12 protein-coding genes and 1 pseudogene are annotated in these 11,557 nt (G+C 63.2%); 8 read left to right on the top strand and 5 right to left on the bottom strand.

Annotation, left to right across the window (positions count from 1 at the left end; translation table 11 throughout):
- Positions 1-132 precede the first annotated feature (132 nt).
- A pseudogene (locus E4K64_RS40170) lies at positions 133-261 on the top strand (transposase); the annotation flags it as partial.
- A 245-nt stretch (positions 262-506) separates the two neighbouring features.
- Here the strand turns inward: E4K64_RS40170 and E4K64_RS03675 are convergent.
- Positions 507-1,049 (bottom strand): Lrp/AsnC family transcriptional regulator, encoded by a 543-nt coding sequence (locus tag E4K64_RS03675; protein ID WP_135162220.1) that lies wholly within the window; start codon positions 1,047-1,049, stop codon positions 507-509.
- Between the two features lie 138 nt (positions 1,050-1,187).
- Here E4K64_RS03675 and hppD point away from each other — a divergent pair, with 138 nt between their 5' ends.
- Complete coding sequence (hppD, locus tag E4K64_RS03670; protein WP_135162219.1) at positions 1,188-2,291, top strand: 4-hydroxyphenylpyruvate dioxygenase; 1,104 nt, start codon at positions 1,188-1,190, stop codon at positions 2,289-2,291.
- Positions 2,288-2,683: a Rieske (2Fe-2S) protein gene (locus E4K64_RS03665; protein WP_209311939.1), complete on the top strand. Its 396-nt coding sequence runs from the start codon at positions 2,288-2,290 to the stop codon at positions 2,681-2,683. The genes hppD and E4K64_RS03665 overlap by 4 nt, the downstream gene beginning before the upstream one ends.
- Before the next feature lie 33 nt (positions 2,684-2,716).
- On the opposite strand, the gene E4K64_RS03660 is transcribed toward E4K64_RS03665, so the two are convergent.
- The 4 genes from E4K64_RS03660 to E4K64_RS03645 all read right to left on the bottom strand — a co-directional run bounded on the left by E4K64_RS03660 (position 2,717) and on the right by E4K64_RS03645 (position 7,255).
- Positions 2,717-3,586, bottom strand: coding sequence for a fumarylacetoacetate hydrolase family protein (locus E4K64_RS03660; RefSeq protein WP_135162218.1), 870 nt, complete (start codon positions 3,584-3,586; stop codon positions 2,717-2,719).
- 36 nt (positions 3,587-3,622) lie between these two features.
- Positions 3,623-4,603, bottom strand: coding sequence for a 3,4-dihydroxyphenylacetate 2,3-dioxygenase (gene hpaD / locus E4K64_RS03655; RefSeq protein WP_135162217.1), 981 nt, complete (start codon positions 4,601-4,603; stop codon positions 3,623-3,625).
- A 29-nt stretch (positions 4,604-4,632) separates the two neighbouring features.
- The gene (gene hpaE / locus E4K64_RS03650; protein ID WP_135162216.1) at positions 4,633-6,150 is read right to left on the bottom strand and encodes a 5-carboxymethyl-2-hydroxymuconate semialdehyde dehydrogenase; all 1,518 of its coding nucleotides are present in this window, start codon (positions 6,148-6,150) and stop codon (positions 4,633-4,635) included.
- 196 nt (positions 6,151-6,346) lie between these two features.
- Positions 6,347-7,255 carry a LysR family transcriptional regulator gene (locus E4K64_RS03645; protein ID WP_135162215.1) on the bottom strand — a complete coding sequence of 303 codons (909 nt, stop codon included), beginning with the start codon at positions 7,253-7,255 and terminating at the stop codon, positions 6,347-6,349.
- Positions 7,256-7,392: 137 nt separating this feature from the next.
- Here E4K64_RS03645 and E4K64_RS03640 point away from each other — a divergent pair, with 137 nt between their 5' ends.
- Genes E4K64_RS03640 through E4K64_RS03620 form a run of 5 tightly spaced genes read left to right on the top strand, consistent with a single transcriptional unit; the run spans position 7,393 to position 11,550 of the window.
- The gene (locus E4K64_RS03640) at positions 7,393-8,049 is read left to right on the top strand and encodes an RraA family protein (RefSeq protein WP_135162214.1); all 657 of its coding nucleotides are present in this window, start codon (positions 7,393-7,395) and stop codon (positions 8,047-8,049) included.
- Positions 8,046-9,266 carry an aspartate transaminase gene (locus E4K64_RS03635; protein WP_209311829.1) on the top strand — a complete coding sequence of 407 codons (1,221 nt, stop codon included), beginning with the start codon at positions 8,046-8,048 and terminating at the stop codon, positions 9,264-9,266. Before E4K64_RS03640 ends, E4K64_RS03635 begins: the two co-directional genes overlap by 4 nt.
- Positions 9,267-9,283: 17 nt before the next feature.
- Positions 9,284-10,102 carry an ABC transporter substrate-binding protein gene (locus E4K64_RS03630; protein WP_135162213.1) on the top strand — a complete coding sequence of 273 codons (819 nt, stop codon included), beginning with the start codon at positions 9,284-9,286 and terminating at the stop codon, positions 10,100-10,102.
- Between the two features lie 33 nt (positions 10,103-10,135).
- On the top strand, positions 10,136-10,834 hold the full coding sequence (locus E4K64_RS03625; RefSeq protein WP_135162212.1) for an amino acid ABC transporter permease: 699 nt from the start codon (positions 10,136-10,138) through the stop codon (positions 10,832-10,834).
- Positions 10,834-11,550: an amino acid ABC transporter permease gene (locus E4K64_RS03620; protein ID WP_126256641.1), complete on the top strand. Its 717-nt coding sequence runs from the start codon at positions 10,834-10,836 to the stop codon at positions 11,548-11,550. The genes E4K64_RS03625 and E4K64_RS03620 overlap by 1 nt, the downstream gene beginning before the upstream one ends.
- Positions 11,551-11,557 lie beyond the last annotated feature (7 nt).

The raw sequence follows: 11,557 nt of genomic DNA, 5'->3' as shown, positions 1-11,557 counted from the left end.
CCTTTGATGCAACGTGAGCGCGACTGAGTTAATAAACTGGCAACCAGCTGCTGCGGGCATTTGCCTAACTGTGCTGCGTTGAGTCAGTCCCGACTGACGAGCCGTGATTCATGCCCCTGAGCGCGGGGCCGAATCATGCGCTACGAGCTCTCCGACGACGAATGGACTGCCATCAAGCCGATGCTGCCGAACCAGCCACGAGGCGTTCCTCGGGTGAACGATCGACGTGTCCTCAACGGCATCTTCTGGGTCCTACGATCATGAGCGCCCTGGCGTGATCTGCCGCCGGCCTGCCTGTACGGCTGGCCCTGAGTCCGGGCGAAGCGCACGACGTCCGACTTGCTGCAATGCTGTTGTCTCGTCTGAAATCCGGACCGATGCTGCAATCCGGCGCAGCAGGCGCGATGGACATGATGTCTTGCGCATTGCGCGACCAGACATGATGCTCCCCGCCAGCAGGATGTGATCGGCATGCCGTGGGCTGATCGCCTGCAAGCTACACCAGCTCAACTCTTTCTGGATCGCCCGGGCCGTGATGAACCTTTGCGTCGGGAGGCGGAGCTCTCCGCAGCGCGCGGCTCGGCCGGGATGAGGTGCCCAAGCGGCAATTGCGAGGTTTGCTTCAAGCGATCGAGAACGATGGATGAGCGCACATGCGCGACGCTGTCGTGCGGCAGAAACACCTCGTTGAGAAGCCGCGAGAGCGCCTTCAAGTCGGTGATCGTCACCTTGATGAGGTAATCGGCTTCGCCGGTGAGCGCATACGCCTCCTGCACTTCCTCCAGGCTCTCGATCAGCTTGAGGAAGCGCCGCGAATTGTCCGGCGAGTGTGTCGCAAGCGTCACCTGCACGAAGACGACAATGCCGAGTCCGAGCACTTCGGGATCGAGATGCGCGTGGTAGCTCGCAATCGCGCCGGTATCCTCGAGGGCCGCGCGACGGCGCGAGCATTGCGACGCCGATAGACCGACGACGTCGGCCAGTTCGAAATTCGACAGACGTCCGTTGGATTGAAGCGCCTGCAGCAATTTGACGTCGAACTGATCCATGCGTGATCCTTGCACATAAATACGTAAGTATGCATGTTTCACGCACAGCCCGGCTTTGTCGAGCGGATTTTGCGGAGATCGTGCAGGCCGCCGGCAGTATATTTCCTATCGGACCAGACCCTTTCCAGGAGAGCGACATTGGGCCCCTTCCCTCACGATGCCCCACCGGCCACGATTTCGGCAGTCAATCCGGCAGGCACCGATGGCTTCGAGTTTGTCGAGTTCGCCCATCCGGAGCCGCAGCAGCTCGCCAAGCTGTTCGAGCAGATGGGCTACACGGAGGTCGCACGGCACAAGACCAAGGACATCTCCCTTTGGCGCCAGGGTAAGATCAATTACGTCCTGAACCGGGAGCCGAACTCCCATGCGGCGCGCTTCGTCGGAGAACACGGACCTTGCGCGCCGGCGATGGCCTGGCGCGTCGTCGATGCCAAACACGCCCTGAAGCGCGTCCTGGAGCTCGGCGGAACGGAATACACCGGCAACGACAAGTCGCTCGACGTGCCGGCCGTGGTCGGCATCGGCGGATCCCTGCTGTACCTGGTCGAGACCTATGGCGCGAAGGGCTCGCCCTATTCGGCCGAGTATGACTGGACCGGTGAAGTCGACCCAACCCCGAAAGGCGTCGGGTTCTACTATCTCGATCACCTCACGCATAACGTCATGCGCGGCAACATGGACACCTGGTACAAGTTCTACAGCCAGACGTTCAATTTCCGCGAGATCCGCTACTTCGACATTTCGGGCAAGCTGACCGGCCTGACCTCGCGCGCCCTGACGTCCCCCTGCGGCAAGATTCGAATCCCGATCAACGAGAGCGCCGACGACAAGAGCCAGATCGAAGAATATCTGCGCCAGTACAAGGGCGAAGGCATCCAGCACATCGCCGTCGGCACCGATGACATCTATTCGGCGACCGACGCCATCGCCGCGCGCGGGCTCGAGTTCATGCCGGGGCCGCCCTCGATCTACTATGACAAATCATTTGACCGCGTGAAGGGCCACACCGAACCGCTCGACCGCATGCGCAAGCACGGAATCCTGATCGACGGCGAGGGTGTCGTCAACGGCGGGCTGACGCGCATCCTGCTTCAGATCTTCTCCAAGACCGTGATCGGCCCGATCTTCTTCGAGTTCATCCAGAGAAAGGGCGATGACGGTTTCGGCGAGGGCAACTTCAAGGCCCTGTTCGAGAGCATCGAGGCCGATCAGATTCAGCGCGGCGTGCTGAAGGCATCTTGAGGGAGGTCGCGATACTGGACGCATGGAGGAGCTATCGCGGCGCGCCGGCCGAGGGAACCATCCTGTGCCATGCCAATGACGTCGGCGAAGGCAGCTTCAAATCGATCAAATCCGGCCCGGCGGATTTTCCGATCCTGATCGTCAGATCGGCGGGCACTCTGGCAGCTTACGTCAATGCGTGTCCCCACCAGTACCTGCCGCTCGATCATCGCGGTGACAATTTGCTGAGCGCGGATGGAACCGTTCTTCGATGCACCAATCACAGCGCCGGATTCCGTGTTCGGGACGGCGTCGGCGTCGAAGGACTGGGCCTGAATTGCGCTCTCGATGCCATTCCGATCGCCGTGGATGACCAGGGCCGAATTCGCGTGCAGGCCGCATCGGCGGCCTGATCTAGCGCGGCTATCGGCGGGCCGTGGCGGCGATCACACTTCATCTGCGATCGTGTTGCGGAGCACGCCGATGCCTTCCGCCTCGACCTCGACGACGTCGCCGGGCTTCAGCCAGATCGGCGGGTCGAAGCGTGCGCCGGCCCCCGTCGGCGTACCTGTTACGATGACATCGCCCGGGACCAGGGTCGTGAACGTCGAGATATAGTTGATGATCTTGCGGAAGGAGAAGATCATCCGGCTCGTGCGGTCCTGCTGGCGGACGTCGCCATTGACCCGCGTTTCAAGCTTGATGTCGGCTAGCTGGCTCTCATCGGTATAGGGAATGAGCCAGGGTCCGATCGAACCGGTCCGATCGAAGTTCTTGCCCTGTGTCACGTTGAACTTGGCGTGCCGGACCCAATCGCGGATCGTGCCTTCGTTGCACAGCGATAGCGCGGCGATATGCTCGAGCGCCTCTCTCTGCGCAATCCTGCGGCCGCCCTTGCCGATCACGATGACGATCTCGCCCTCGTAATCGAGCTGCGGGCTCTCCGGGGGACGCAGCAAAGCCTGTTCATGGCCCGTGAACGAGCGCGGAAAGCGGATGAAGAGCGAGGGATTTGAGGGGGCCGCCTGGCCGTCCTTGTATTCCTCGTTGCGGTCGGGAAAGTTGACGCCGACGCAGATGATCTTTTCCGGCGCCGGCACTGGAATCTCATAGCGGATGTCTTCGACCGGAAAATCCGCCGATCGCGCGGCGCTCTCCTCGGCCAGAGACAGCAGCGCACCGTCCCCGATCACCTCACGCAAGCTGGGCCAGCGCTTGGCGTGACGTCCGGACAGATCGACCACGCCATGGTCCACGAGCAGGCCGTAGCCGAGCGCACCGTTGCGGGTGAAGCTGATGAACCTTGGACGAGACATGCGCGGCCTTCCTTGTTGAATGTGTTCTCCAGCCGATCAGGGGGCGATGATCGGCTGGGCCGCCAGCTCGGCGTCGCGCGGCGCAATCCCGGCGAACAGGCTGCCGTGCTCGAACCAGGATTTCGGCGCGGGCGCCCCCCACAGCGTCTGACGCTGCGGGTCCTTCAGGTCCCATTTGATCGGTTCGAGATCGGGATCGACGGTCTGGTAATCCGAGCAGTAGATTTCGATGCGATGGCCATCCGGATCGAGGATGTAGAGGAAGAAGGCATTCGAGATGCCGTGGCGGCCCGGACCGCGTTCGATGCTGGACACCCATCCGGTGGTGGCCATGAGGTCGAGCAGATCGATGATGTTGAGCGGGGTCGGCACCCAGAACGCCGTGTGGTGCAGGCGCGGGCCGCGGCCATTGGTGAACGCCAGGTCGTGAACCCCGCCTTTGCGGTGGGTCCAGGCCGCCCATAGACGTCCGGTCTCCTCGTCCTCGGTGTACTCCGTCACGCGGAAGCCGATCTCGTTGTAGAAAGCGACGGATTCGTCGACGTTCGGCGAGAAGCAATTGAAGTGGTCGATGCGGAGCGGCTTCACACCTTTGTAGAGGGCGTATTTCTGGTGAATCGGCGGCAACCGATCCATCTTCGAATAGAACTCGAGCGGAATGCCGTGCGGATCGCGGGTGCGGAACGTGCGTGACTGATAGGGACGCTCCACCCACTCGACCGGCAGATCCTTGCTCTCAAAGAACTGGACCGCCTTGTCGAGGTCTTCTTCGCCGAACACCTTGAAGCCGAGATCGCGGGCCTCGATCTTGTCGGACTTCCTCAGCACGATGCAATGGTGGCCGCGCTCTTCCATCGCCCGAAGATAGATCGCATCGGAGCTTTCGTCCGTCACCTGCAGACCGAGCGTGTCGACATAGAACGCGCGGGACTTGGCAAGGTCGCTCACGCCAAATTCGACATGGCTGAGACGTACGATGTTGAATGGCGGATAAAGGTTGGGCGTAGGCAATGCCATGATGTCCTCCTTGGTCTGCTGCGGACCGCTTAACCGCCTAGTTTTTGGATCTTATGCGCGGTGGTAGCGAACGCGACGTTCTTCGTCTCCATATAGAAATCGAACGACCAATCTCCGCCGTCGCGGCCGATACCGGAGCTCTTCACACCGCCAAAGGGCGTCGGCAGGTGGCGGACATTCTCCGAATTGACCCAGATCATTCCGGCCTGCAGCCGATCGGTGAAGCGGAAGGCGCGCGTGACGTCGGCCGTCCAGAGATAGCCGGTGAGACCGTACTGGACGTCGTTGGCGAGTGCGAGCGCCTCCGCCTCGTCCTTGAACGGGATCGCCGTCAGAACGGGGCCGAAGATTTCCTCCTGTGCGATGCGCATCCGGTTGTTGGCGCCGGTAAAGAGCGTCGGGGCGACGTAGCAGCCGCCGCCAGGACCATCGACCTTGCGGCCGCCGGTGGCAATCGTCGCGCCCTCCGATTTGCCGATCTCGACGTAGTCGAGCACCTTCTTCTCGTGAACCGGATGGATCAGCGGACCGATGACGGTGTCGGGATCGAGCGGATGTCCCACCTTTATCCGGCCGGCCTTCTCCGCGACCGTCGCGGTGAATTTGTCGTAGATGCTCGCCTCGACGAGCAGACGCGAGGAGGAGGTGCAGCGCTCGCCGTTGAGAGAGTAGATCATGAATAAAGCCGCATCCGCGGCGCGGTCGAGGTCAGCATCCGCAAACACGATCACCGGGTTCTTGCCGCCCAGCTCGAAATGAACGCGCTTCAGCGTATCGGCGCCCTGTTTCATGATCATCGAGCCGGTGCGGCTTTCCCCGACGAATCCGATCGCCTTGACCAGCGGATGCTCGGTCAGCGCCTTGCCGGCGTCCTCGCCAAAACCGTTGACGAGATTCCAGACGCCCTTGGGCAGACCCGCCTCTTCCGCGATCTCGATCAGCAGGCGCGCGGTCAGTGGCGAGAATTCGGCCGGCTTGTGAACGATGGTGCAGCCGGCCGCGAGCGCCGGCGCGATCTTCCACGTCGACAACATGAAGGGCGTATTCCAGGGCGTGATGATGCCCACCGGACCGATCGGCACGCGGGTGGTCATGTTCACCTGGCCGTCGGTCCGAAGCGACTTGCCGTCGCGGGCCTCGGGCGCGCGGTCGGCAAAAAAACGGAAATTCTCGGCGCCCCTCAACGCCGCCTTGGCCATGAACTTGAGAGACTGCCCGGTATCCATGCATTCGACGAAGGCGATCTCTTCGGCGCGGGCGACGATGGCGTCGGCAACCCGGTGCAAGAGCGCTTTCCGGGCCTCCCCGGATGTCTCGGCCCATAGCGGAAAGGCTGCGTGCGCGGCCTTCGCGGCCCGATCGATGTCTGCGGCCTTGCCGTGCGCCACCTTGGCGAGCGGCTTCAGATCGACGGGAGAAATCGTTTCGAACGTCGCGCTGTCCGCAGCCGGGACGTCCTCGCCGCCGATGCGGTTGAGCACCCCATGCTCCGCGAACCGGGCAAGGTAGCGTTCCGCCTTGGCGATGTTTTCCGCAAGCTTGGACATCACGGGTCCTTCCCTGGTTCGAGCCGTTGCGACCGGCAGCTCTTTGTTTGGGCGACGGCAGCGAACAATGCGCGCTTCGACGCACGAAGTCGCGTAGCTGGCCCCACATACTTAACATGTTAAGTATTTTGGCCGCTGTCAAGAGGTTTGCGTCGGGATCGGCGCAAGCCGGACTCGCAGCCGGACGGGAGCCGCTTCACCGGCCCGGCAGGCTGCGGGCCGAGAAGTCACAGCTTACCTGGGCAATGTCTGCGATGCGGCCGGCAAGCGGCGACAGATCCTCGGCGCGACGCACAGCGAAATAGCGGATCGGCGGAATCGCAGGCTCGGTCCGGATCACGCGCAGACGCCCGCGCCTGATCTCGTCGGCGAAATAGCTCGCGGTCAGGAAGGTGACGCCAAGGCCGGATGCAGCGAGCCCGGCCAGCACGTTCAAGCTGTTGCACTGGACCACGCGATTGATCCGCAGGCCATTCGCGACCGCCCAGTCCAGCACCAGACGCTGCAGGCCCGAGCCCTGGGTCTGGCTCAGGATGGGATATTTCGCCATCTCATGCAGCGGAATGCAGTCTTCGGCCGGTCCGAAGCCTGGCGCGGCGACCCATTCGAGCTGCACCGCCCCGAGCGGCACCAACAACAGGTTTGGAGTTTGCGGCGGATCGAGCCCGATCACGAGATCGATCTCGTTGGCAGCGAGCTTTCCATACAGGTCGATGCTGGCCGCAACCTCCGGCTCTGGGATCAGGTTCGGATATTCCCGTTTCATCGCGACGATCAACTTCGGCAGCCAGGTCAACGCCACGAGCTCGGTCACGCCGAAACGGAATGGACCGGAGAACGTCCCCGAGCCGCCGGCGACTTCGCGAAAGCGCGTTTCCAGCGTCAGCATCTCGGTCGCGATCGGCAGGCTCGCCGCACCCGCCCGGGTCAGCCGCAACGCGTAGCTTGCCCGGTCGAACAGCGGCTCCTTGATGACGTCCTCAAGCTCCAGGATCCGCTTCGAGATCGTCGATTGGGCCAGATGGAGCCGCTCAGCTGCCTCGGTGAAGCCGCCCAGCTTCGCCGTCCAGTAGAAGGCCTCGATCTGCTTCAGGCTGACCGGCATCGGCAAATCCTCGGTCGCCAGCGGCCGAACGACCTATGAAAAAAAGCGATCATGTCTGCGAATAATATTCACTTTCCATCATTGAAGCCAAGTCACATGATCGTCGTCAACGCCCTTTCCCAAAGCAAGATCAACGCATGTCCCCCATCGGCCATCGCATCAATCCCAGCGCCCCTCCAGTCCCGGCCGCTATCCTCGACGATTTTCGCGATGCCGCGGTCGCCGTCATTTCCGACAACATGAACCGGCTGCACGGCAGCAAGAGCCTCAGGCCCTATCATCGCTCCGGCCGCCTGATCGGCACGGCGGTGACGGTGAAGACCCGGCCCGGCGATAACCAGACCCTGCACAAGGCCTATGAAATCCTCCGCGCCGGCGACGTGCTGGTGGTGGACGGCAGCGGCGACCTCGCCCAGGCCCTGGTCGGCGAGATCATGATGAGCCGGGCCAAGGCGATCGGCGTTGCCGGTTTTGTCATCGACGGCGCGATCCGCGACGTAGATGCGTTCGTGAAGGCCGACTTCCCCTGCTACGCGCGGGGCGTCACCCATCGCGGTCCCTACAAGAGCGGTCCTGGCGAGATCAACGTGCCGGTCTCGGTCGACGGCATGGTCGTGATGCCCGGCGACGTGGTGATCGGCGACGCCGACGGCGTCGTGACATTCGACCGTGCCGAGGCCGCCGAATTGCTGGCGCTGGTGCGCAAGCAGGAGGCCCGGGAGGCCGATGCGCTGAAAGCAATCGCGGAAGGCCGGCTCGACAATGCCTATATCGGCGTGGCGAAGGCACCATGAACACGATGGCCATTCCGCTTTCGGCCCGCGTCCAGCGGATCAAACCCTCGCCCAGCATGATGGCGCGCATGCGCGCGCAGCAGTTGAAGGCGCAGGGCCGCGATATCATCGATCTCACCACCGGCGAGCCCGATTTCGATACCCCCGCCCATATCCAGGCGGCGGCCACCGCTGCCATGGCCGCCGGCCAGACGCGCTACGCCCCGGTCAACGGCACGCCGCGGCTGCGCAAGGCGATATCAGCCAAGTTCGCGCGCGAGAATGGGGTCACTTACGCGATCGACGAGATCACGGTCGGCAGCGGCGCCAAACAAGTGATCTTCAACGCGCTGGCCGCGACCTTGAACGAAGGCGACGAGGTGATCGTGCCGGCGCCCTATTGGGTGTCCTATCCCGACATGGTGCTGGCCTGCGACGGCAAGCCCGTCATCGTCCCCTGTGGAGAGAATACCGGGTTCAAGCTGACGGCCGAGGCGCTCGAACATGCGATCACGCCGCGCACCCGCTGGCTGATCCTGAATACGCCGTCGAACCCGACCGGCGCGTTTTACGATGCCGCCGAAATGGCCGCGCTGACCGACGTCCTCCTGCGCCATCCGCACGTCGCGCTGATGACCGACGACATCTATGAGCAGATCCGTTTCGACGGCGGCGCGCCGGTCTGCCCGGTTGCAATCGCGCCGGCGTTGCGGGAACGCACGCTCCTGGTCAACGGCGTCTCCAAGACCTATGCGATGACGGGCTTTCGGATCGGCTATGGCGCCGGCCCGAAGCCGCTGCTGGCCGCGATGAACGTGATCCAGTCGCAGACCACGTCGGCTGCAGCCGCCATGAGCATGGCCGCCGCCGCTGCCGCGCTCGAAGGCGACCAAAGTTTTGTTGGCACGGCGCGGGCCGCCTACAAGGCACGGCGCGACCGGGCCGTCGAACTGTTGAACGCGATCGACGGCATCAGCTGCGCGACGCCCGACGGCGCCTTCTACATTTATCCGTCCTGTGCCGGCCTGATCGGCCGCAGGCGGCCCGACGGCAGCTTGCTGGAGACTGATCTCGACGTGGCGATGTATTTCCTCGAGGACGCGGGCGTTGCCGTGCTCGACGGCTCGGCCTATGGGCTGTCGCCCTATCTGCGCCTGTCGATCGCGACGTCTCTGGATGCGCTCGAGGATGCCGGGGCGCGCCTGAAGCGCGCCTGCGAGGCGCTGCACCGACCATGATAGCAGGGGAACGCACGATGCGACTGATTTCGATTCTTGGATTGGCCACCCTCCTCGCCGCCGGCGCGGCGACCGCAGCCAACGCCGACCAGCTCGCCGACATCAAGGCGCGGGGCAAACTGATCTGCGGCACGCTAGGCACCGCCGAGCCGTTCTCGTTCCAGCACCCGCAGACCCGCGAGATCGTCGGCTATGACGTGGACGTCTGCCAGAAGGTCGCGGAATCGCTCGGCGTTACACTCGAGCTCAAGCCGATCGCAGTAGAGGCGCGCATCCCCGAGCTGATCCAGGGCCGCGTCGATATTCTCGCCGCCAATCTTGGCTACACCCCCGAACGCGCCAAGCAGATCGACTTCTCCTATTCGTATTTCGTCAGCCAGCAGAAGCTGATGGTGACCAAGGAATCCGGCATCACGGCACTCGACCAACTCGCCGGCAAGAAGGTCACGGCGCTCAAGGGCTCGTCCTCCGAGCAGGGCGTGCGTCGTCTGATTCCAACGGCGGAGACCGTGACCTTCCAGGACACGTCGTCGGCTTACCTCGCACTGGTGCAGGACAAGGTCGACGCCTTCTGCGCCTCCGAGCTGATCCTGGTAAAACTGCGCCAGCAGAGCCAGGCCAAGACGCCGATGCTGGTGATCGAGAAATCGCTGTTCGTCGAGCCCTGGGGCCTTGGCCTGCGCAAGAACGAGGCCGCGCTCAAGGATCATGTCAACGCCGTGCTCGCCAAGCTCGCAAGTTCCGGCGAGATCGACAAGGTCTTCGGCAAATGGCTCGGTGAAGGCACCGCGTTCAACATCAAGCGCGATTTCCCGGTCGAAGAGATCAAGGGCTGAGGTCGCAACCGATATCGAGAGAGGGCCGGCGCGATGGGATATATCTTTGATCTCCGCGGGGTCCTCTCAGGCCAGTATTTCGACTGGTTCCTGATCGGGCTTGCCGTCACGATCGCACTGACCTGCGCCGCGTGGTGCCTTGCCATGACGATGGGTATCATCTTGACGCTGATCAGAATGATCCCGTTCCGGCCCTTCGAGTGGTTTGTCGCGCTGTATGTCGAGTACCACCGCAACGTGCCCCTGCTGGTGCAGATCTTCGTCTGGTACTTTGGCGTCCCCTCACTGCTGCCCCGCCCGGCCCGGCAATGGATCAACGGCCATCACGGCGAGTTCTTGCTTGCCACTATCGCGCTCGGGCTGGCGGCGGCCGCGTACGTCGCCGAGGACATTCGAAGTGGCATCCGCTCGATTCCCAAGGCGCAGAACGAGGCGGCGCGCTCGATCGGCTTCGGCTATCTCGGGGCGATGGGCTACGTGGTGCTGCCGCAGGCGATCCGGATCGCGGTCCCGCCTCTGATCAACCAGACGCTTTTGCTGTTCAAGAACACCAGCCTCGCCATGGCGATCGGCGTCGGCGAACTGACCTACCGCACGCGCGAGGTCGAAAGCTACACCTTCAAGACCTTCGAAGCCTTTGCAGTCGCCACCGCGATCTATCTCGCCATCTCGTTCGGCATCATGGCCTGCGGCGCCTATGCCGGTCGCCGCCTCAAGCTCGAGAACGCCTGATGCTGGAGATCCTGCAGAACAACTGGTTGCTGTTCCTCGTCGGGCAATACCCGCACGGACCGATCGGCGGACTGGCCATGACCCTGTTCATGGCGTTGACGGCGCTCGCTTTGTGCTTCCCGTTCGCCATTTGCCTGGCGCTGGCGCGGCTCAGCCCCTATCGCTGGCTGCGCCTGTCTGCGACCGCGATCGTGCACACGGTCCGCGGCCTGCCGCTGATCATGTTCATTTTCTGGACCTATTTCTTCTCGCCGCTGATCATCGGCCGCGCGGTCGGCGGCGTCGAAACGCTGATCATCGCGCTGGTGGTCTATGAGGCGGCCTATCTATCGGAGATCATCCGCGCCGGCATCCAGGGCCTGCCCAAGGGCCAGTTCGAGGCAGCCTCCGCGCTGGGCCTCGGCTACTGGACCACAACCTGGAAGATCGTGCTGCCGCAGGCGCTGCACAACATGCTGCCGAGCATGGTCAGCCAGTTCGTCTCGACGATCAAGGAGACGTCGCTGGGCTATGTCATCTCGGCGCACGAAATGACCTTCGCCGCGAGCCAGGTCAACAACGTGCTGCTGACCCAGCCGTTCGAGGTCTACGCCATCCTGGCGCTGACCTATTTCGTGCTGTGCTTCGCGCTGACTTCGCTGGCCCGATATATCGAGCGGCGAATTTCTGCCGGGCGCGTCGCCGTCGCGACACCGGCCGTTGCGGTGGCAGTGTGAGGCGGCC

Origin of the sequence: Bradyrhizobium frederickii (assembly GCF_004570865.1) — a bacterium.
Lineage (GTDB): Bacteria > Pseudomonadota > Alphaproteobacteria > Rhizobiales > Xanthobacteraceae > Bradyrhizobium > Bradyrhizobium frederickii.
The sequence above is the reverse complement of the archived record's forward strand: the minus strand, read 5'-3'. Positions and strand labels throughout refer to the sequence as shown.